The 20887-nt window shown below is 69.3% G+C and carries 21 protein-coding genes; 11 read left to right on the forward strand and 10 right to left on the reverse strand.

Translation table 11 applies throughout. The features are described from left to right. The first annotated feature begins 240 nt into the window (after window positions 1-240). On the forward strand, window positions 241-3276 hold the full coding sequence (locus O5K39_RS13460) for a calcium-binding protein (protein ID WP_271144128.1): 3036 nt from the start codon (window positions 241-243) through the stop codon (window positions 3274-3276). Between the two features lie 20 nt (window positions 3277-3296). Here O5K39_RS13460 and O5K39_RS13465 read toward each other — a convergent pair whose 3' ends face one another. Beyond that, entirely contained in the window at window positions 3297-4211 is a 915-nt protein-coding gene (locus O5K39_RS13465) for a tyrosine recombinase (RefSeq protein WP_271144129.1), read from the reverse strand. Window positions 4212-4274: 63 nt separating this feature from the next. Between O5K39_RS13465 and O5K39_RS13470 the strand changes: the two genes are divergently transcribed. The 3 genes from O5K39_RS13470 to O5K39_RS13480 are packed head-to-tail and all read left to right on the forward strand — an operon-like array spanning window position 4275 to window position 6522. After that, a complete protein-coding gene (locus tag O5K39_RS13470) occupies window positions 4275-4838 on the forward strand; it encodes a shikimate kinase (protein ID WP_271144130.1) in 564 nt (187 codons plus the stop codon). After that, window positions 4835-5938, forward strand: coding sequence for a 3-dehydroquinate synthase (gene aroB, locus O5K39_RS13475; protein ID WP_271144131.1), 1104 nt, complete (start codon window positions 4835-4837; stop codon window positions 5936-5938). The genes O5K39_RS13470 and aroB overlap by 4 nt, the downstream gene beginning before the upstream one ends. Beyond that, the gene (locus O5K39_RS13480; RefSeq protein WP_271144132.1) at window positions 5935-6522 is read left to right on the forward strand and encodes a GNAT family protein; all 588 of its coding nucleotides are present in this window, start codon (window positions 5935-5937) and stop codon (window positions 6520-6522) included. Before aroB ends, O5K39_RS13480 begins: the two co-directional genes overlap by 4 nt. Before the next feature lie 4 nt (window positions 6523-6526). Here the strand turns inward: O5K39_RS13480 and O5K39_RS13485 are convergent, their stop codons facing one another. Both O5K39_RS13485 and tadA read right to left on the reverse strand, forming a co-directional pair. After that, window positions 6527-6937: an MliC family protein gene (locus tag O5K39_RS13485; protein ID WP_271144133.1), complete on the reverse strand. Its 411-nt coding sequence runs from the start codon at window positions 6935-6937 to the stop codon at window positions 6527-6529. 7 nt (window positions 6938-6944) lie between these two features. Continuing rightward, window positions 6945-7406: a tRNA adenosine(34) deaminase TadA gene (gene tadA, locus O5K39_RS13490; RefSeq protein ID WP_271144134.1), complete on the reverse strand. Its 462-nt coding sequence runs from the start codon at window positions 7404-7406 to the stop codon at window positions 6945-6947. Window positions 7407-7418: 12 nt separating this feature from the next. On the opposite strand from tadA, the gene O5K39_RS13495 reads away from it, so the two are divergent. Genes O5K39_RS13495 through rsmD form a run of 3 tightly spaced genes read left to right on the forward strand, consistent with a single transcriptional unit; the run spans window position 7419 to window position 10010 of the window. Beyond that, window positions 7419-8981 (forward strand): pseudouridine synthase, encoded by a 1563-nt coding sequence (locus tag O5K39_RS13495; RefSeq protein WP_271144135.1) that lies wholly within the window; start codon window positions 7419-7421, stop codon window positions 8979-8981. 22 nt (window positions 8982-9003) lie between these two features. Continuing rightward, entirely contained in the window at window positions 9004-9435 is a 432-nt protein-coding gene (locus O5K39_RS13500) for a GFA family protein (protein ID WP_271144136.1), read from the forward strand. Then, window positions 9435-10010 carry a 16S rRNA (guanine(966)-N(2))-methyltransferase RsmD gene (rsmD, locus tag O5K39_RS13505; RefSeq protein ID WP_271147161.1) on the forward strand — a complete coding sequence of 192 codons (576 nt, stop codon included), beginning with the start codon at window positions 9435-9437 and terminating at the stop codon, window positions 10008-10010. Before O5K39_RS13500 ends, rsmD begins: the two co-directional genes overlap by 1 nt. Here the strand turns inward: rsmD and O5K39_RS13510 are convergent. The 6 genes from O5K39_RS13510 to O5K39_RS13535 form a co-directional block, all read right to left on the reverse strand. Beyond that, entirely contained in the window at window positions 9993-10268 is a 276-nt protein-coding gene (locus O5K39_RS13510) for a YjhX family toxin (RefSeq protein ID WP_271144137.1), read from the reverse strand. The two genes, rsmD and O5K39_RS13510, sit on opposite strands and share 18 nt — an antisense overlap. Before the next feature lie 148 nt (window positions 10269-10416). Then, window positions 10417-12282 carry a DNA mismatch repair endonuclease MutL gene (gene mutL, locus O5K39_RS13515; protein WP_271144138.1) on the reverse strand — a complete coding sequence of 622 codons (1866 nt, stop codon included), beginning with the start codon at window positions 12280-12282 and terminating at the stop codon, window positions 10417-10419. A 56-nt stretch (window positions 12283-12338) separates the two neighbouring features. Continuing rightward, window positions 12339-13094, reverse strand: coding sequence for a pseudouridine synthase (locus tag O5K39_RS13520; RefSeq protein ID WP_271144139.1), 756 nt, complete (start codon window positions 13092-13094; stop codon window positions 12339-12341). Window positions 13095-13138: 44 nt separating this feature from the next. Continuing rightward, window positions 13139-13525, reverse strand: a complete 387-nt coding sequence (locus O5K39_RS13525; protein ID WP_271144140.1) for a hypothetical protein — start codon at window positions 13523-13525, stop codon at window positions 13139-13141. 86 nt (window positions 13526-13611) lie between these two features. Next, a complete protein-coding gene (locus O5K39_RS13530; protein WP_271144141.1) occupies window positions 13612-14085 on the reverse strand; it encodes a heme-binding protein in 474 nt (157 codons plus the stop codon). 36 nt (window positions 14086-14121) lie between these two features. Continuing rightward, window positions 14122-14733, reverse strand: a complete 612-nt coding sequence (locus O5K39_RS13535; RefSeq protein ID WP_271144142.1) for a DUF938 domain-containing protein — start codon at window positions 14731-14733, stop codon at window positions 14122-14124. Between the two features lie 247 nt (window positions 14734-14980). Here O5K39_RS13535 and O5K39_RS13540 point away from each other — a divergent pair, with 247 nt between their 5' ends. Together O5K39_RS13540 and O5K39_RS13545 are read left to right on the forward strand one after the other, a co-directional pair. Then, window positions 14981-16828 (forward strand): phosphoenolpyruvate carboxykinase (GTP), encoded by a 1848-nt coding sequence (locus tag O5K39_RS13540; RefSeq protein ID WP_348637133.1) that lies wholly within the window; start codon window positions 14981-14983, stop codon window positions 16826-16828. A gap of 50 nt (window positions 16829-16878) precedes the next feature. Beyond that, window positions 16879-17925 (forward strand): FAD-dependent oxidoreductase, encoded by a 1047-nt coding sequence (locus O5K39_RS13545; RefSeq protein WP_271144144.1) that lies wholly within the window; start codon window positions 16879-16881, stop codon window positions 17923-17925. Here O5K39_RS13545 and O5K39_RS13550 read toward each other — a convergent pair. Further along, complete coding sequence (locus O5K39_RS13550; RefSeq protein WP_271144145.1) at window positions 17915-18649, reverse strand: TonB family protein; 735 nt, start codon at window positions 18647-18649, stop codon at window positions 17915-17917. The genes O5K39_RS13545 and O5K39_RS13550 overlap by 11 nt on opposite strands. Before the next feature lie 174 nt (window positions 18650-18823). Here O5K39_RS13550 and O5K39_RS13555 point away from each other — a divergent pair, with 174 nt between their 5' ends. Further along, complete coding sequence (locus O5K39_RS13555) at window positions 18824-19618, forward strand: transglycosylase SLT domain-containing protein (RefSeq protein WP_271144146.1); 795 nt, start codon at window positions 18824-18826, stop codon at window positions 19616-19618. A gap of 93 nt (window positions 19619-19711) precedes the next feature. Next, on the forward strand, window positions 19712-20851 hold the full coding sequence (locus O5K39_RS13560) for a DUF2336 domain-containing protein (protein ID WP_271144147.1): 1140 nt from the start codon (window positions 19712-19714) through the stop codon (window positions 20849-20851). Window positions 20852-20887: the final 36 nt, after the last annotated feature.

Raw genomic sequence — 20887 nt, forward strand, 5'->3', positions numbered from 1 at the left:
CAGTCTACCACGGCCGGGACGGGTGCCAGGTCGAAGGCCTCGAGAATCGCCCAATCCCTTGTGGCGCAAGGGATTGGGCGGCCGAAGTTGGAAAGTTCACCGGGGTCTTGCGGGACCAAAGCCGGTCTCGACCCGATCGAGGGTACGGCACCGCGCGAGCCGCGCCGGCGATCCCCCTATCGTGAGTTGTAACCGTCACGAACGCTGCTTAGGCTTTGTCCGAAAACAGGGATTTCTATCATGCCGACCTTCACCGGAACTGCTGGCGACGACACTCTGACCGGCGGCGTGGGGGAAGATATCGTCCTGGGCCTGGACGGGAATGACACCCTGTCCACGGGTGAGGTCTATATCGCGGAGCCCACCACGCCTCTGCCCGTCACCAATGTGCGCGACGTCGTGCGGGGCGGGGCCGGCAACGATGTGATCACGGCCTCGGGCATCAACAACGGGACGATGCTGTCCGGAGACGACGGTGATGATCGGATCACCGCGGATTTTCCGGGCGTGGCCGCCCCGTACAGGGTTTTTCCGGGCGGGAATCCCATAACCTCCACCGTCTACACGGGTGTTGACGGCGATCCGATCCAGATTTTTGGAGGGGCTGGAAACGACCAGATTCGAGCCAGGGGCCACGCGATCATCGATGGGGGTGACGGAGATGATTACATCACCGTAGGCCTTGGTTACTATTGGCTGCTGGGTGGCCCGGGATTTTACTCCGTGCCGAGCGGTCAAGACAGGACCATTCGTGTAACCGGCGGTGCCGGGGCGGACGTCTTCAACATCGAGAACCCTGTCGGCGCGGTGTTGATCACCGACTTCGAGGTGGGGGTTGATCGCCTCAATCTGCACAACAGTAATCCGAACCTTCAGGGGTTCGGCCATAACGGCTATATCATCATGGCGCGTCAGGGCAGCGACACCCTGTTGCTGTCGCGAGACGGGTCCAGGGTCTTCGCGCGGCTGACCAATGTTGATCCTGCGACGCTGACGGCCTCGACATTCCTCGAGAATCCGGGCGGTCCGGGGTTCATCGCGCCGGCCACCTACCTGGATCTGAGCGGCCCCATCTATACGGCGGGAACAGATCAGGCCGATACGATCCAGGGCGTCGGGGCCAGCTTCATGTTCGGTCAGGGCGGCAATGACGTACTGCGGGCCGGAACGGGGAACTCGATCCTGAGCGGTGACGCCGGTGACGATCGCCTGGTCGGCGCCGATGGTGCGGATACCCTGAGAGGCGGGGTCGGGGCGGATACCTTGGAAGGCGGCGCCGGCGGCGATACGCTTCTGGGCGGCGACGGCAGTGACGTGATGATCGGCGGCCTTGGGGCCGATGTGCTGACGGGGGGCGAAGGTCGCGACACCTATCGATACACCTCGGCGGCCGAGTCGAACGCCACCAACGGCTACGATATCCTGACGGATTTTCAAGATGACTACGCGCTGAGTGGGAACGGAGACCGGGTCGACCTGACCGGACTGGGCGCCAGCCAGGTCACCCTGTTGCGAACCGGCAGTTTCGAGACTGTCCTGTTCGCGACGACGGGTGATGGCGTCTTGCAGGTGGGGTCTTCCGGGCGGCTCAGCGGGTCCGACCTCATCCTTGCGGCCGGTGCTACCGTGACCATGATCGGTTCCACCCAAGGCGACTTTCTGATCGGTGGGAGCGGGGCCGACACCCTCTATGGTCTGGACGGCGGAGATAACCTTCAGGGCCGCGGCGGTGCGGACGTGCTGTTCGGCGGAGCCGGCGCAGACAGGTTCACCTATGCCCTGGCATCGGATTCGACGGCCTCAGCCTATGACACCATCGTCGACTTCGAAACCGGAATCGACAGGATCGACTACTTCGGGGACCCTCTCGCGTTCACCGTCACAGCCGTGACCATCGTGCGATCCGCCGGATCCAGCTTTGTCTTCTCGGAGTCGAGTTTGGGAAGCTCGCAGGTCCTCGCCTTGGGGCGCGACGTCAACGCAGGCGACGTCTATCGGACCGGTTCCCTGTTCCGAAACGTCACCCTGATCGGATCGGAGGCGCAGGACACCCTGATCGGCGGAACGGGAGACGACGTACTGCGCGGCGGCCGGGGCCTGGATCAGCTGACGGGCGGAGCGGGTGCGGACAGTTTCGTCTATGCGGCGGGGGATTCGACCCAGACCGCGATCGACTCCATCGCCGACTTTCAGACCGGATCGGACCGGATCGTGCTGGAAGGAACCGTCACGGGGCTGAGCCTGGTTCGGGTCAGCAGCACCGCCACCCTGGTCTTCGCGGGTCACGGAGCGGAGCCGCAAACGGTGATCGGCGTCAACGGCGTCATCCAGGGCGGTGATGTGGTCGGCGCGAACGGCGCGGCGATGCGCACCAGTCTGGTCGGGTCCAGCGGGGCCGACTTGATGATCGGCGGAGGTCTCGATGACACCCTGACCGGCGACGGAGGGGCAGATTCCCTCGCCGGCGGAGCGGGTGCGGACGTGTTCAGATACACCTCAGCGGCGGACTCGAACGCAGCCGGCGCTGACAATCTGTATGACTTTCAGACGGGTATCGACCTGATCAATGTCTCGGGCCCCACGACGACCGCGATCAGCATCATTCGTAGCGACAACGGATCCAGTTTCGTTTCTGTCGAGACGACCGAGGGCTCGATGCTGATCACCGCCGCAGGCCGCGCGATCAATGGAACCGACTTCCGGTACGGCAACCAGCATGGAATCTATCTGATCGGCTCCAGTGGTGCCGACGTGCTGACCGGCTCCAGCCTGGCCGATCCGATCCAGGGGGGTGCTGGCAATGACACCATCACCGGCGGCGGCGGGGCAGACGTGCTGTTCGGCGAAGGCGGGGCGGATACGTTCGTCTATCGCGCGGCGTCGGATTCGACGGTGGCGGCGGCGGATACGATCTTCGGCTTCGTGTCGGGAACGGACCGGCTCGATCTCAGTGCGGTGCGGACCGGGGCGAGCGATACCTACGGCATCGCCTATGCCAATGGCGGGAGCTTCCTGTTCGTCGATCTGGGCGGGAACGGGACCAACGACATGCTGATCCAGCTGGCGGGGACGACGCTGGTGGCGTCGGATATTCGCTGGAGCGCGAGTGCGGGGGAGCTGGAGCCGACCGTCAAGGATGCGGGGCCGGACGTGCTGCCGGTGTCGGACGATGGCGATCTCGGCTTGAGCGGGTTGGGCGCGATGGACGGCGGCGAGATGCGGTTCCTGGCCGACGGGGCGCTGGCGTCGGCGCGCGGGCACGACTGGTATCTGTGAGGCGCTGACGGCTTGAGCGCCTACTCCTCCCGCGCCAACGGGTGATGCTGGTTGACGACCTGGGTCAGGCGGTCGGTGGCGACGTGGGTGTAGATCTGGGTGGTGGCGATGTCGGCGTGGCCCAGGAGGGTCTGGACGACACGCAGGTCGGCGCCGCCCTCCAGCAGATGGGTGGCGAAGGCGTGGCGCAGGACGTGGGGGCTGACGCGGGCGGGGTCTATGTTCGCGTCGATGGCGGCCTGGTCCAGCATCTGGGCGAAGCGACGCGGGGTCAGGTGGCCGGATGCGCCGCGTGAGGGGAAGAGCCAGGGGCTGTCCGGGGTTTTCGGCTTGCGGGTGGCGTCGCGGATCGTCAGCCAGGCGGTGACGGCCTGTCGCGCCGCCGTGTTGAGGGGAGCCAGCCGTTCCTTGCCACCCTTGCCCCGGACGATCAGCCAAGCGGGGTCGCGACGCACGGCCTCGACCTTCAAGGCCAGCAGTTCGGAGACGCGCAGGCCCGAGGCATAGGCCATCTCGACGAGAGCCAGCATGCGTTCGCGGCCTCCGTTTTCGCGCCCGGCGGAGGCGGCCAGCAGCCGTTCGACCTCATCCCGCGACAGGGTGCGGGGCAGGGGGCGGCCCTGTTTGGGGGCGTCGATGCGGCGGGACGGATCGTCGGTGCGCCAGCCTTCGCCCAGCGCGAACCGGTAGAACTGGCGCACCGCAGAGCGCCTGCGCGCCGCCGTCGCCGCCGAAAGGCCGCGCGTGGACAGGGAGGCGAACCAGGCCTCGATCGCGGCCTCGTCGGCCTTGAGTAGGCCGCCGGCGGGCAGGGCGCCTTCGGCGTCGGCGAGGTCGCGGGCATAGGCCGACAGGGTGTGGGGCGAGGCGTCGCGCTCGACCGCCATCATCTCCAGGAAGGCCTCGACCTGGGGCGAACTGACAGGGCCGCTCATCGTACGGCGCAGGTTTTCAGGCTCTGGCGAGCGCTGGCGCATCGTGTAGAGGGTTGATCCGTCATGCCTCTCGCCGCCGAATCCCAGTTGTTGCAGAGCCGCACCATAGCCCTGGTCGGGTTGATGGGCGTGGGGAAATCGACCGTGGGCAGACGTCTGGCGGCGCGGCTGGGGCTGCCTTTCGCCGACGGCGACGACGAGATCGAACAGGCGGCGGGGATGTCGGTGTCCGAGATCTTCGCGACCATGGGCGAGACGGCCTTCCGCGAGGGCGAGGCGCGGGTCATGAGGCGTCTGCTGGAAGGGCCGCCGATCGTGCTGGCCACCGGGGGCGGGGCGGTGCTGAACGACGAGACTCGTGCCCTGCTGAAAGAACGGGCGACCATGGTGTGGCTGAGGGCCGATCTAAAGGTCGTGGCGGCGCGGGTGCAGCGGCGGGACACCCGCCCCTTGCTGCGCGGCAAGGACGCCTATGAGGCCCTGTCGGAGATGGCCCAGGTCCGTTACCCCGTCTATGGCGAGGCCCATGTGACCGTCGACGTCGGCGGCGGGGCCCATGCCGAGGCAGTGGAGGCGATCATCAGGGCGCTGGAGCGTTACCGGCAGACGGCGAAGACCTCGGCATGACCGCGATCCGTGTCGGGGGGGCGGGTTTCGCGCCCTATGAGGTGGTGGTCGGGCGCGGGCTGCTGGCCCAGGCCGGCGGCCGGATCGCGCCGTTCGCGCGGGGACGGACCGTGATCGTCAGCGACGAGACGGTGGCGGCCCTGCACGGCCCGGCGCTCAAGGCCTCGCTGGAGGCGGCCGGGGTGGCCACTCAGATGGTGACGGTGCCGCCGGGGGAGGGGTCCAAGTCCTTCGCCGAGCTGGAGCGGGTGCTGGACGCCCTGCTGGCCATCGGGCTGGACCGCAAGGATGTGGTGGTCGCGCTGGGCGGCGGCGTCGTGGGCGATCTCGCGGGTCTGGCGGCGGCGCTCTACATGCGCGGCATCGACTTCGTGCAGGTGCCGACGACCCTGCTGGCCCAGGTGGATTCATCGGTGGGCGGAAAGACGGCGATCGATACGCCGCGCGGCAAGAACCTGGTCGGGGCCTTTCACCAGCCGCGTCTGGTGCTGGCCGACATCGATGTGTTGAGCACCCTGCCGCCGGTGCAGTTGCGGTCGGGGTGGGCCGAGGTGCTGAAGCATGGGTTGATCTGCGACGCCGAGTTCTTCGACTGGCTGGCGGGAGACGGCGCGGGCGGGGCGACGGGCGATCCGGCGGCGCTGGAACGGGCCGTGGTGCGCTCGGTCGAGATCAAGAGCGCCATCGTCGGCGAGGACGAGCGCGAGTCGGGACGGCGCGCGTTGCTGAACCTGGGGCACACCTTCGGCCATGCGGTCGAGGCCGAACTGGGCTTCGAGGAGGCGGCGCTGGCCCATGGGGAGGCGGTGGCCCTGGGGTGCGTGCTGGCCTTCCGCTATTCGGCGCGGCTTGGGCTGTGTCAGCCTGCGGATGTCGATCTGGTCGAGACGGTCATTGCGGCGGCCGGGCTGCCGATCCGGCTGGAACAGGCGGGCACGTTCGAGGCCAAGGCGCTGCTGGCGCGGATGGCCGGGGACAAGAAGGCCGAGGGCGGGCGGGTGACGCTGGTGCTGGCCCGCGCCATCGGCGACGCCTTCGTCGAGAAGACGGTAGATGCCGCCGACCTGACCGCCTTCCTGTGCGAGCAAGGCGCGGCGTGAAGATCGCAGTCGTGGGTCTGGAGGACGACTACGTCCGGCTGGAGCCCTTGTCGGAACGGCTCCGGGAGCCCCTGCGAGCGGCACTGAACTGTGATCCCGAGGCATGGGCTCTGATGGTGGGCAGCGCCTGTGGCGAGCGGTTCGACGCCTTCTTCGACTCGGCGCTGACCGATATGGAGAAGGGCACCAAGGTCGCCTGGGCCGTGCGTCGGGCGTCGGATGACGTGATCGTCGGCACGACCAGCCTGTATGAGATCAAGCCCGAGCACCGTCGCTGCGAGATCGGAGCGACCTTCTACAGGCCCGAGGCGCGCGGCGGGGCGATCAATCCGGCCTGCAAGCGCCTGTTGCTCGGCCATGCCTTCGACGCCGGAGCGGTGCGGGTCGAGATCCTGACCGACGCGATCAATCCCCACAGCCAGGCGGCAATCCGCAAGCTGGGGGCCCGGGACGAGGGCGTGCTGAGGAAGCACAAGATCACCTGGACAGGGCGGATACGCGACACGGCCCTGTTCGCCGTGCTGGACGAGGACTGGCCCGAGGTCCGAGACAGACTGGACCGGCGTCTGGCGGCCTTCGGCTGAGGCTTCAGTCCACCGCGCGGCAGGTTGTGGCGGGAGCACCGTCGGCGGTCCAGGTGGCCATCAGGCCCTTGCCGCGCAGCTCATAGGCGCTGGCCTTGTACCAGAGGCCGTCGGCGGTGCGTTCCTGGAACAGGTCGATGGCCTCGCCGCGCGCGTTGCGGACCGTGGCCATGGAGCGGGGGTTGTCGAAGTCCACCGACAGTCGCTCTCCGTTCTCGCACAGATAGACGGTGCGGATGACGCGGCTCATGGCCCGTTCCTGGATCTCCGCGCCGGTGCGGCGACGCGTCGTCTGGGCCTCGATGGCGCGGGCCTCGACGGCGGCGCTGTCGGTCGGGGCCTCGCTCTGATCGGGGCCGCAGCCGGCGAGGACGGGGACGGCGAGCGCGCCGGCGAGAAGGAGGCGAAGGGTCATGGCGCGGTCAACGTTCGGCAAGCCTTGCCGTTCCGGCGCGACGGGCGCGGAAAAAGTCGCGCAGCGCCGTCGCGGACTCCTCTGCCAGCAATCCGCCCTCGACCTGGGGTCGCCAATGGCAGGTCGGTTGCTCGAACAGGCGGGGGCCGTGGACGACGGCACCGCCCTTCGCATCGTCGGCGGCCCAGACGACACGGCCGATTCGGGCGTGGCTTATGGCGCCGGCGCACATGGCGCAGGGCTCCAGCGTCACATAGAGGGTCAGGCCGGTGAGGCGATAGTTTGCGGTGGCCTGGGCCGCCCGACGGAGGGCGACGATCTCCGCGTGGGCCGTGGGATCATGGGCGGCGACAGGGCCGTTGGAGCCTTCTGACACCACCTCGCCGGTGGTCTCGTCGACGATCACGCAGCCGACGGGAACCTCGCCGGCGTCCGCCGCCGCTTGCGCCAAGGCCATCGCCATGCGCATGAACCGCTCATCATGGCCCGCCATCCCGACGACAACGACAAGAAGCCCAGCCCCAGTCAAGGGCTGCGTCCGCACAAGCCCGGCGATCGCCCGAAAAGCGGGGCCGCGCGCCCCGGCTCGGCCAGCGCCGCCTTCACCGCCAGCGAGGGCAAGACCACGCGCGGCGCTCAGGCCCGGCCCGGTGCCGGCACGGGGCGATCCTATGCCGCCGACAAGGGCGCGCGGCCGGAAAAGCCGATCAAGGGCAAACGCTATTCCGACGACGCCAAGGCCTCGCCGCGATTTGACAAGCCTGGGGCCGACAAACCGGGCGGCAAGTTCGCCGCCAAGACGCCGGAAGAGCCCAAGCGCAGCGAGCGGATCGCCAAGGCCATGGCCCGCGCCGGGATCGCCTCGCGCCGCGAGGTCGAGCGGCTGATCGGACTGGGCAAGGTGGCGGTCAATGGCCGCATCCTGGACACGCCGGCGACGCTGGTGACGCGCGACGACGTGATCACCGTGGACGGCAAGCCGATCGCGGCGGTGCAGGCGACGCGGGTGTGGCGCTACAACAAGCCGGTGGGCCTGCTGACCTCGCACAACGATCCGGGCGGGCGACCGACCGTGTTCGACAGCCTGCCGGCCGGCTTGCCCCGGGTGATCTCGGTCGGGCGGCTGGACATCAACACCGAGGGCCTGCTGCTGCTGACCAACGATGGGGAGCTGTCGCGGGCGCTGGAGCTGCCGGCGACGGCCCTGGTTCGGCAGTACCGGGCGCGGGCGCGCGGGCGGATCACGCAAGCCGACCTGGACACGCTGAAGGACGGGGTGACGGTCGACGGCGAACGTTATGGCCCGGTCCTGGCCACCATCGACAAGGCCAAGACCAACGAGGACGGGCTGCAGTCCGCCAATCTGTGGATCAGCGTCCAGATCAGCGAGGGCAAGAACCGCGAGGTTCGCAAGGTGCTGGAGTCGATCGGCCTGACGGTCAACCGGCTGATCCGTCTGGCCTATGGGCCGTTCCAGCTGGGAACGCTGCCGGTCGGTGCCGTCGAGGAAGTGGGCCCCCGGGTGATCCGCGAGCTGCTGGGCGAACATATCCGACCCGAGAACCTGCCCGAGGGCAATGCGGTCCAGACACCTGCGCCGGTGCCCGGTCGTCGGGGCGGGATGCCGCTGGTCACCGGCAAGTCCGGCTCGGCCATCTCGGATCCGTCCAGGAAGCCGAGCCGCGTCCGCGCGGCCGGGACAGCGACGGCCCAGGCCACCGAACGCGCCAACCGACCACCCAAGAAGGCCGGCTGGGCCAAGGCGGGGCCCAAGTTCGAACATCCCAAGAAGAACTTCACCCCTCGGGCCCGGCCCGACGGCGAGGCCCCCGCCGACGATCGGCCCAAGCGTGCTTTCAAGCCGCGCGAGGACAAGATCATCGGGCCCAAGTCCTCGACCTGGGCGCGGGATGACAAGGCCCCCCGGAGCGGACCCAGGGACGGTGCCAAGCGAGACTTCAAGCCCCGGACGACGGGGTCGGGCCCGGCGCGACCCTCCGGTCGATCCGGCGTCAAACCCGGCGGCCCGCGCGGCGGGAGCTGAGGCCTAAAACCGGAGCGATCCCATGGATGCGAACGCCAGCGAGACGCGGCTGCCCGGCCGTTGCCTGTGCGGAGCCGTGACCTTCACCGCCGTGCCGGTCCACGGCATGCACGCCTGTCATTGCGAGCGCTGCCGGCGCTGGAGCGGCGGAGTCTATCTGGGCGTCGATTGCGGCGACAGCGTCGAGGTCGCCGATGCGGGCACGCTTGCGACCTATGGATCGTCCGACTGGGCCGAGCGACAGTTTTGCCGGACCTGCGGCGCGTCGCTGTTCTGGAAGCTGAAGGCCGGTGGCATGACGGTGGTGTCGGCCCAAGCGTTCGACGATCCCTCGGTCTTCGCGTTCGGGAGCGAAATCTATGTTGACGCCAAGCCTGACAACTATGCCTTCGCGGGCGATCGGGCCCGCCTGACCGGCGCCGAGGTCGAGGCCCGGTGCGCGGGCGAGACCTGATGCGGATCGTGGCGGGAACCCTGCGCGGCCGGAGCATCCTCGCGCCTGAGGGGCAAGGCACGCGGCCGACCTCGGATCGGGCGCGGCAGGCGGTTTTCAACGTGCTGGAGCATGCGGCCTGGGCACCGGGCCTGTCGGGGATCCGGGTCATCGACCTGTTCGCCGGCTCGGGCGCGCTGGGCTTCGAGGCCATGAGCCGGGGTGCGGGCTTTTGTCTGTTCGTCGAGGTGGACGATGCGGCGCGAGGGGCGATCCGCGAGAACGCGGAGGCGTTCGGAGTGACGGGCTCGGTGCGGGTGCATCGGCGCAGTGCGGTCGATCTGGGTGAGCGTCCGGCCTCGACGGGACCGGCGTTCGACCTCGCCTTCCTCGACCCGCCCTATGGCAAGGGCCTGGGCGAACAGGCTCTGTCGGGGCTACGAGCCGGTGGCTGGCTCAAGCCGGCGGCAGTCGTGATGCTCGAGCGCGGCTCCGGCGAGCCCGACATCGAGACACCGGGTTATGAGCGGCTGGACGCGCGCGATTATGGTGCCGCACGCGTCCTCTTCCTCAGGGTGCTACCAACCGCGAGCTGAGACGCGGTTGTCGACCTGGCTGCGCATGCGGGCCAGACCCTCGCGGTTGACCCGATAGGGGCCGCCGTCGATCGAGCCGATCAGCCCTTTGGCCTTGAGCTTGCGCCAGGTCTGGGTGTTGCAGTCGGTGAGCAGAAGGCCGTCGCGCGTTAGACAGGCGGCCGACAGGATGCGGCCCCGGTCGTCGCGTTCCAGCTGGATTCGACCGCCCTGGGCCAGGGCGTGAAGCGTGCGTTGTTCCGCACGGGAGATGTTCATGGGTGATGTCCGTAGAGGGCGTGAAGGCTCTCGTCGGCGCAGTCACGCCGACGGGTTCATCAGAGGCTCGACGGAGGACGTCGGCCTCAGGCCTGACGCACAATCCCGGACATAGGCATTCCTGTCGGGGTGATCCCGATGGGGTCTTCTAGCGGCGTCCGAACAGCTTTTCCAGATCCCCCAGCTTGAGCTCCACATAGGTCGGGCGGCCGTGGTTGCACTGGCCGGAGTGGGGCGTGGCCTCCATCTGGCGCAGCAGGGCGTTCATCTCGGGTGCGGAGAGGACGCGGCCGGCGCGGACGGAGCCGTGGCAGGCCATGGTGCCGCAGACCTCGGCGAGGCGCTCGGACAGGGCCAGGGCCGCGCCGTGTTCGGCCAGGTCGTCGGCGATGTCGCGGATCAACCCTTGCACGTCCGTGTCGCCGAGCAGGGCCGGGGTCTCGCGGACCAGGACGGCACCGGCGCCGAAGGCCTCGACGATCAGGCCCAGTTCGGCGAGTTCGTCGGCGCGCGAGGCGACGCGGTCGGCCTCGGACGGGTCGAGCTCGACCACCTCGGGGGTCAGCAAGGCCTGACGGGCGACGGCGCCGGCGGCCATCTGGACCTTCATCTTTTCGTAGACGAGGCGTTCGTGGGCGGCGTGCTGATCGACCACGACGATGCCGTCGCGGGTCTGGGCGACGATATAGGTGCCGTGGACCTGGGCGCGGGCTGCACCAAGGGGGTGGTCGATGTCTGAAGGGGCGAGGGGCGAGGGGTGAGGGGCGAGGGCGTCGAAGCCGGGTTCGACGCGGGCGGTGCGCTCGTTGAGGCCGGGGAGGACCTGGGCTGTGGCCGATGCCGGGGCGGCCCAGCCCTGCCAGCCGCTGAAGCCGACGGCGGAGGGGCTGGTCGGGCTGTAGGCGGCCCCTTGCCAAGTACCCTGGTTCCAGGCCGGAACGCCCGTATGGGGGGTCAGGCCCGCAAGCGCGTCGGCGGCGACGGTGGTGGAGGCGCGGTGGCCGGCGGCGGCGAGGGCGTGACGCAGGGCCCCGACGATGAGGCCGCGCACCAGGGCCGGGTCGCGGAACCGCACCTCGGCCTTGGCCGGATGGACGTTCACATCGACATAGAGCGGGTCGATGTCGAGAAACAGGACCGCCGCCGGGTGTCGGTCGCGCGCCAGGAAGTCGGCGTAGGCCCCGCGCAGGGCCCCTTGCAGCAGGCGGTCCTTCACCGGGCGGCCGTTGACGAACAGGTATTGGTGGGCGGCATTGCCTCTGGAGTAGGTCGGCAGGCCCGCGTAGCCGGTCAGGCGGACGTTGTCGCGTGCCTGGTCGATCAGCAGGGCATTGGCCTCGAAGTCGCGGCCCAACAGGGCGGCGAGGCGTTTCAGGCGGCCTTCGTCGCCGGGATGTTCGGCGGGCAGGCGAAGCGTGGTCCGGCCGTCGAGGTCGAGGGTGAAGGCGACGGCTTCGTGGGCCATGGCCTGGCGCTTGATCTCGTCGGAGATGGCCATGGCCTCGGAGCGTTCCGACTTCATGAACTTCAGCCGGGCGGGGGTGGCGTAGAACAGGTCACGGACCTCGACACGGGCCCCGTGGGGACCGGGGAAGGCGGCGGGGGCGACGGGCTTCTGGTCGCCGCCCTCGACGGTGATCTGATGCGCATCGCCACCGGCGGAGCGGCTGGTGATGGTCAGGCGCGCGACCGAGCCGATGGAAGGCAGGGCCTCGCCCCGGAAGCCCAGGGTCGAGATCCGCAGCAGGTCGACGTCACCGGCGTCGTCGGGCTCCAGCTTGGACGTGGCATGGCGCTCGACCGCGAGGGCCAGCTGGTCCGGGGCCATGCCATGGCCGTCGTCGGCGATCAGGATGCGCGACAGGCCGCCCCCGTCGGCCTGGACCTCGATCCGGGTCGCACCGGCGTCGAGCGCGTTCTCGACCAGTTCCTTGATGGCGCTGGCAGGCCGTTCGACCACCTCGCCGGCGGCGATGCGGTTGACGGTCTCGGGCGGGAGGCGGCGGATGGGCATGTGAGTCGGGAAGATAGGCGCTGGCGGCCCTCGGTGCGAGGCTTCGCCGAAACCTGTCACCCCACCAATGCCGCCCGTTCCTCCGGCGTGGCGTGACGCCAGCGGCCTTCTTCGAGGCCGTCGAGGCGGATGGGGCCGATGCGGATGCGGATGAGGTCGGTGACCTCCAGATCGACCATCTCGCACATGCGGCGGATCTGGCGGTTGCGGCCCTCGCGCAGGATGAACTTGAGGCGCTGCTGCTCCATGCGGCTGACGCGGGCGGGTTTCAGCTGGCGGCCGTCGAGGCGAAGGCCGTAGCGCAGGGTCTTGAGCTTCTGCTCGGTGACGTCGCCGGAGACGCGGACCAGGTATTCCTTGTCGAGCTCGCTCTCGGGACCGATCACGGCCTTGGCCACCACGCCGTCGGTCGACAGGATCAGCAGGCCGCGCGAGTCCTCGTCCAGTCGGCCGATGGGGGGAAGCGAGGCGTCTTCGGCCGGGACGGGGCCGCCGCCGATCTGGTTGGCCTGGTGGATCAGGGTGACGGCGGGGGTCTTGTCCGGCTCGGGCTGGCCGGAGACGAAGCCGGTCGGCTTGTGCAGCAGGATGGTCATGCCGGCGGCCAGGGCTTCCGTCGCGCGGTCGGCCAGGGTCAGGGTCTGGCCGGGCTCGATCTTGCGGCCGGCGTCGGTCACGACCACGCCGTCGATCGAAATCAGGCCGTCGGCGATCAGGGCGTCGGCCTCGCGCCGCGAACTCAGGCCGGACTGGCCCATGAATTTGTTCAGGCGGACGGGTTCGTCGCCGTCATAGGTGCGGGTCAGGGCCATGGCCTGCCCTCGCGCGCGCAGACCATCAGGTCAATGCCCGGCCCTCAATCCATGCAGGTGGCGCGCACCAGGGTGGTGTCGCCGAACGTGCCGAGGATGGTCTCGGCGGGGACACCGCGCGCGAAGCCGCCCTGACTGCACAGGCGGGCGGCAAGGGTCGAACACCCGTCGGAGCCGCCGCCGCAGGACCGGTTGACGGGGATGTCGATGGCCCGCCCGAAACGTCCGCCGCCCTGACGATCCGGCCGCTGGCGCTCCATAAGGTCGATCAGATAGTCGAGGCGACGCTCCAGTCCGTCGAGGCGACAGGCCGTGTCGGACGGCGCGCATCCGCCGGATCGCGGGCCGTCCTGCGCCAGGGCCCCGGAACCGGCTGCGAGAGTTGCGGCGATCAGGGTGATCAGGCCCCAGTGGATGGTTCGGTTCGGCATCGTCGGGTCCCCCGTGGAGCCCGAAGCTGAACCGACAGGGCCGCAGGCGCGAGTGACGATCCCTGACGGTTGCGAACGGCGTGCCGTCAGTCCGCGCGGGGAGCGAGCGCGGCCAGGGCGATCTCGTTGTCCTCGGCGGCCGAGGCACCCGAGACACCGATGGCACCGACGATCCGGCCGTCCACCACGATGGGCAGGCCGCCGGCGATCGGCAGGGCGTCCTCATTGGCCAGGCTGACGGTCCGGCCGGCCAGGGTGCGCTCCTCCATCGTCAGGGTGGAGAGGCGGTAGCGGGCGGAGGTCGCGGCCTTCTTCTGCGCGACGAAGATCGAGCCGTACTGGGTATCGTCCATGCGCACGAAGGCGACCAGTTCGCCGGACGGCTCGACGACGGCGACGGCCATGCGGAAATTGCGGGCGGCGGCGGCCTCGACGGCCCGGTCGATCAGGGCCTGGGCCAGTTCGAGGCGGATCGGCTCGCCGTATGCGGGCGGGGTCTGGGCCTGGGTGGCCGTGGTGGTGGTGACCAGGGCGAGGGTGGCGATCAGGGCGGCTTTCATGGGGATGTCCTCCGGTGTCATTCGGTCCGCTATAGCTCAGGCGCGGCGGAACAGCAGCATGATGTTGTTGGCGGGCATCGGGACGCGGCGCGTCAGGTGCAGGCCGTGCGATCTCGCCAGGCCGACGACAGCGTCGCGGTCGCGCAGGCCCCAGACGGGGTCGCGGGCCTGAAGATCGGCGTCGAAAGCGGCGTTGGACGGGGCGAGGGGCACGTCAGGCTCGCTATAGGGGCCGTACAGGACGAGCAGGCCGCCGGGATTGGCGAGGACCGCGCCGGCACCGGCCATGAGGCCTTCGGTCGCGGCCCAGGGGCTGATGTGGATCATGTTGATGCAGATGACGGCGTCCAGGGGGCCGGACGGCCAGGTCGCGGGGTCGGCGGCGTCGAGCGCGAGCGGGGCCTTGAGGTTCGGCGGGCCGGACGCGGCGTGGGCGGCGATGCTGGCGCGGGCGTCTTCGCTGGGGTCCGACGGGGTCCAGTCGATGTCGGGCAGGGCACTGGCGAAGGCGAGGGCGTGCTGGCCCGTGCCTGAGGCAATCTCCAGCACCCGGCCCCGCGCCGGCAGATGGGTGCGCAGGACGGCGAGGATGGCGGCGGCGTTCCGCTCTGCGGCAGGGGAATGCAGCGCCGTCGCGGATCGGGTCATCGCGGGGTCCAGGGTCTCCATGCCGTCTTCGTTAGCGGGCGTGAGGCTCGGTTGCGACACAAACCCGCGCTCGGACGATGGAAACCGGTGTCATCGGAATCGCCCGGGTGCAGGCGGTTGACGCAAGGTCCGCCGACGTGTCTTTGTAACTGAAATATCACGTCATGTTACGTTTCAGGGTATCCGAGGTGCCGTTCAAAGAGCGCCCGGCCGATGGTTCAGGAGCACCAGATTGTCAGCACTCGAGATCGAATCGGTCGCGATTCCCGGCCTTTTGCCGGCCCCGACCCGGCATAAACGGCTGATCGCCTGGGTCGAGCAGATCGCCGCCCTGACCAAGCCGGACCGGGTCCACTGGTGCGACGGTTCCGAGACCGAGAAGAGCGCGATCGTCGCCGATCTGATCGCCCGGGGCACGCTGAAGGCGCTGGACCCGGTCAAGAAGCCCGGCAGCTATTACGCCGTGTCCGATCCGCGCGACGTGGCGCGGGTGGAGAGCCGCACCTTCATCTGTTCCGAGGACGCACTGGACGCCGGCCCGACCAACAACTGGGCCGATCCGATCGAGATGCGCGAGCGGCTGGACGGGCTGTTCGACGGCTGCATGATCGGGCGCACGATGTATGTCGTGCCGTTCTCGATGGGGCCGCTCGGCTCCAAGATTTCGGCGCTCGGCGTCGAGATCACCGATAGCGGTTACGTCGCCGTGTCGATGGGCATCATGACGCGGATGGGCAAGGCGGCGCTGGACGTGCTGGGTGACGACGGCGTGTTCGTTCCGGCCGTGCATACGCTGGGCGCGCCGTTGAAGGCGGGTGAGGCCGATGTGCCGTGGCCGTGCAACGCCGACAAATGGATCGTTCATTTCCCCGAGACGCGGGAAATCTGGTCCTACGGTTCGGGCTACGGCGGCAACGCCCTGCTGGGCAAGAAATGCTACGCGCTACGGATCGCCTCGGTCATGGCCCGCGACGAGGGCTGGCTGGCCGAGCACATGCTGATCCTCAAGCTCACCGATCCCAAGGGCCGGGTAAAATACGTCTGCGCCGCCTTCCCCAGCGCCTGCGGCAAGACCAACCTGGCCATGCTGCAACCCACCCTGCCGGGCTGGAAGGCCGAGACGGTCGGCGACGACATCGCCTGGATGCGGTTCGGCGATGACGGCCGCCTGTATGCCGTGAACCCCGAGGCCGGCTTCTTTGGCGTAGCTCCGGGCACAAGCCATCAGTCGAACACCAACGCCATGACCACCTTGGCGTCCAACACCGTCTTCACCAACACCGCGCTCACCGCTGACAACGACGTCTGGTGGGAAGGGATGACGGACGAAGCGCCCGACGGCATGACGACCTGGAAGGGCGTTCCCTATGACGCCGCATCCGGCGAGCCCGCGGCCCACCCGAACGCCCGCTTCGCCTCGCCCGCGTCCCAGTGCCCGACCATCGCGCCGGAGTGGGAAGATCCGAGGGGCGTGCCGATCGACGCCATCCTGTTCGGTGGACGCCGCGCTTCGGCCGTGCCGCTGGTGACCGAGGCCTTCGACTGGGAGCACGGGGTGTTCCTGGGCTCGACCGTGGCGTCGGAAGGCACGGCGGCGGCGGAAAACGCCATCGGCGAGCTGCGCCGCGACCCGTTCGCAATGCTGCCCTTCTGTGGCTACAACATGGGCGACTATTTCGCGCACTGGCTGAAGCTGGGTGAGAAGGCGACGGACAAGTCCAAGCTGCCGCGCATCTATTTCGTCAACTGGTTCCGCAAGAACGACAACGGCAAGTTCGTCTGGCCGGGATTCGGCGACAATGCGCGGGTCCTGAAATGGATCGCCGGCCGTCTGGACGGAGAAGCCAGCGCGGTCGACACGCCGGTCGGGCGGGTACCGTCGGCGCAGGCGCTGGATCTATCGGGTCTGAGCCTGTCTGACGCGGACCTGCACCTGTTGCTCGACGTCGATGCCCAGGTGTGGAGCGAAGAGGCCTCGCTGATCCCCGCCTTCTACGAGAAGTTCGGCGACCGCCTGCCCAGGACACTGTGGAAGCAGCACGAGGCCCTGGTCGAGCGGCTGAATGCCGAAGGCGCGCTGGCCGTTTCGGCCTGAGGACGCTTTGACGTCTTGAAATCGGAGTGCGGGCGGTCGAAGGACCGCCCGTGCCGCAGTCCGACAACATCCCCAACGACATCCTGATCATCGGCGCGGGCGTGCTGGGCCTGTGTACCGCCGTCGAGCTGACGCGGCGGGGCCATGACGTGCGGGTGGTGGATACGGGCGTGTCCAACGCCTCGTCTGTCGCGGCGGGCATGATCGCGCCGACCCTGGAAGCCGTCATGGACCGGGTGACGCCTGAGCGCGCCGTACTGATGCGGGACGCGCGGTCGCTCTGGGACGGATTTGCGAAAGGTGTGGGGATCGCGATCCATCCGGCGAGGACCTTCTGGGCCGGGCGTCAGACGACGGCCATGAACAAGGCCATAGAACAGCTCGAAATCCAGCCCGGTTCGGTGACTGACGACGGTCGGGTCTCGGTTACGTCCGATGTGCTGATCGAGCCGGGCCCGGCGCTGGCAGCGATGCGGGCGGTCCTGTCGCGTCCGGTGATTTCGGCGTGGGTCGGGTCCGTGGCGCGCACGGCGACCGGCTGGAAGGTCGCGACTGGGCAGGGCGAGATCGAGGCGCGGACCCTGGTGCTGGCCACGGGGGCTTCGAAGCCGGTCACGGGCCTGCCGCCCGAGGTGGCGCGGCTGATCGCGCGGATCCAGCCGATCCGGGGCCAGATCGGGTCTGTGCCGGACCGGACCGACGCCGTGCTCAGGGGGCTGGGCATCTATGTCGCGCCGTCGGGCGAAGGGGCGCTGATCGGGGCGACGATGGAGCCGGGACGACGGGATCTGGAGCCGGACGCGGCGGCGGGCCGACAACTGATCGATGCGGCCGAACAGCTTCTGGGCCGGCCGCTCGCCGGACCTGTCGAGTGGCGGGTCGGGATACGCGGCGCGACACCGGACGGCCTGCCCATGGCGGGGGCGAGCGGCGAGCCGGGGCTGTACCTGGCCCTGGCACCGCGTCGGAACGGCTGGCTGCTGGGGCCGCTGGTCGCCCGGGTCGTGGCCGAGGCGATCGAAGGCGAAATCCAGGACGGGGGCGCGGGATCGCCCCACGCCGCCGCCCTGGACCCTCGGCGGTTCCTTACTCGCTGACGGCGAAGCGGACGGTGAAGGCGACGCGAGCGCCGTCGATCGCCTGACCGTCCACGGTTCCGGGGCTCATCCGGAAGAAGGGCGTCAGGCTGGAGGCCGCGCGGCCGAAGCCCTGGCCGCGCGGGGTTTCGGACGCCACCGAACAGTTGCTGAGCGTCCCGGCGGCCGAGACCAGGCAGTTCAGGGAGGCCGTGCCCGGGATGCCGTCGGTCAGCGCCCGGCGGGGGAAAGCCCGCTCCATCTGGGCTGCGCTGGGCTGGCTGGCCCAGCGGGGGCGGGTGATGACGGCGGGCGGCCGGGGCGGATCGACCGGCGCCGGCGTGGCATCGAGCGTCGGCACCGGCACAGGGGTCGCGATGGTGAAGGTGTTCGATTCGGTGCGCGGGCCGGGGATCGCGGCGATCGTTTCGATGGTGGTGGGCACGGGGATGGGCGAGATGTGGACCGGCAGGTTCGGCGGAACCGGCCTGGGCTCGTCGATCGGATCGACGACCGGCGGCTGGGGCCGGGTCATCATGGTGACGTCGATCGGATTGCCGGGAGGGGACTCCGGCTGGGCCGGCGCCTCGAACCGCTGGTAGTAGATGGCCGCCCCGACGCCGATGTGGCCCAGGGTCACCACCCCGATGGCGATCCAGGTGTTGCGGTTGAACCGGAAGCCCTTGCGTTCGCCGTAGTCGAGCGGGCTGATCAATCCCGGTCCGCCGGCAGCTCTTATCATCATGGCCGTCACTCCCTCGTTGGAAGCCGCCCCCGGCCCGCCACGACGGAAGTTCGCGCGCAGCTTGTGGCGGGATTTCGGCGGTGTTTCAGCTTATCGTCGGTAAGTTGGGAGGCCTGCCACCGGGGCGCGATATTAAGGTTCCGTTAACCACGATCCGTCAGCTTCCGGCTCATTATGACAGTCGGAGCGATTCCATCGGCAGGGGGCGTGGAGGCGGCGATCCGGCGCGCGTCCCATGCGACCGGCGTGGATTTCGACTTCCTGATGAAGACCGCCCGGCGCGAAAGTTCGATGAACCCGTCGGCCAAGGCCCGGACCTCGTCGGCGGCGGGGCTGTTCCAGTTCATCGAGCAGACCTGGCTGGCCACGGTCAAGTCGGCGGGCGCCAAGCACGGATACGGCCAGTATGCCGACCTGATCCATCGGGGCTCGGACGGGCGCTGGCGGGTCGAGGGTTCGGCACGCAATGTGGTCATGGACCTGAGGTTCGACCCCCAGGCCGCCTCGACCATGGCGGCGGAGCTGACGGCGTCGAACGCAGCCTATTTGAGGGGCCGGACCGGTCGCGAGCCGGGGGCGGGCGACCTGTATGCGGCGCACTTCCTGGGCCCCGCAGGCGCGGGGCGGCTGATGGAAGCGATGAGCTCGCGTCCGGGATCGAGCGCGGCGGCCCTGTTCCCGGAGGCGGCACAGGCGAACCGGTCGATCTTCTATCGTGACGGGCGGCCGGCGACGGTGGCCGAGGTTCACGCCAATCTGCAGAAGACGGCGGGCGACGGTGCTCCGGCGGCGGTCACGGGCGCGCCCCGTACGCCGCCGAGCGACCAGGAACGCGACATCATGCTGGCGGCGCGGCTGGAACGGCTGAAGCAGAACCAGAACCTGCTGGCCATGCTGCTGGGGCAGGGCGAGGACGGCAAATCCTCGGGCTTCGGTGGGGCGTTTTCGCCGGGACCCGACAGGGTCTGAATTCAGCGCGGGCGGCGGATAGTAAACCGGCCATTAAGCATGGCAGGCTGAAGGTGACGCCTCAGCGTCCGATTCCCTGAAACGAGTTCGTCCATGACCGCCTTCCGCGCCCGGCTGACCGACATGGATATCCGTCGCCTGATCAAGGCGACCGACGAGGACGAGCGGGCGGCGGCGGCGCACAAGCTGTGCCGCTCCATCGACCGGGCCGAGCTGACCGACGAGGACCGCGAGGCGGCGCAGAAGATCCTGAGGGTACTGGCCAACGATGCCGCTGAGCTGGTGCGGCGCTCGATGGCGGTGACGCTGAAGGCGTCCGACCTGATCCCCCATGACGTGGCGCGGCGGCTGGCGGCCGACGTGGACAGTGTCGCCCTGCCCATCATCGGCTTTTCGCCCGTCTTCACCGACGAGGACCTGATCGAGATCATCCAGGCGGGATCGGCCGTGCGCCAGATCGCGATCGCGGCCCGGCCCAGGGTCTCGCGCGATGTCGCCGAGGCGCTCAGCGTCGACGGCTGCGAACAGGCGGTGCGGACCCTGGCGTCCAACGACAACGCCGACCTGTCGGAGCGGGCCATGGCGCGGACCATCGACCGGTTCGGCGACGCCCCGGAGATCGTGGCGGCCCTGGCCTATCGCCAGGTCCTGCCGCTGGACATCACCGAGAAGCTGATCGCCTTGGCCAGCGACGCGGTGCGCGAGCATCTGGTCAGCCGTCATGCGGTGGCGCCCGAGACGGCGATCCGTCTGGCGACCTTTGCGCGGGAGCGGGCCACCGTCGATCTGGTCGATCAGGCGGCGTCCAGCGCAGACCTGCCCCGGTTCGTGGCGCAGTTGAACGCCAGGAAGGCGCTGACGGCGTCGCTGCTGCTGCGGGCGCTGGCGCGGGGGCAGATGACCCTGTTCGAGCACGGCCTGGCCGAGCTGACGTCCACGCCGCATTCGCGCGCCTGGCTGATGATCCACGACGCCGGACCGCTGGGGCTGAAGGCCCTGTATGACCGGGCGGGACTGCCGCCGCGGCTGTTCCAAGCCTATAGGGCCGGGGTCGACACTTGGCGCGCGCTTCAGGCCGAGGGGGCGGATACGTCGGGCGAGGCCTTCCGCGAGCGGATGCTGGAACGGTTCCTGACCCAGCGGCCGAACGCGCCGCGCGACGATCTGGCCTATCTGATGGAGCGGCTGGATCAGGCGGCTCCGCCGGTGATGAAGGCGGCGAACGCGGCCTGAACCCGTCCTTCTGCCCTTGCGGGTAGAGAAGGATCG

Origin of the sequence: Brevundimonas sp. NIBR10, from assembly GCF_027912515.1 — a bacterium.
GTDB lineage: Bacteria > Pseudomonadota > Alphaproteobacteria > Caulobacterales > Caulobacteraceae > Brevundimonas.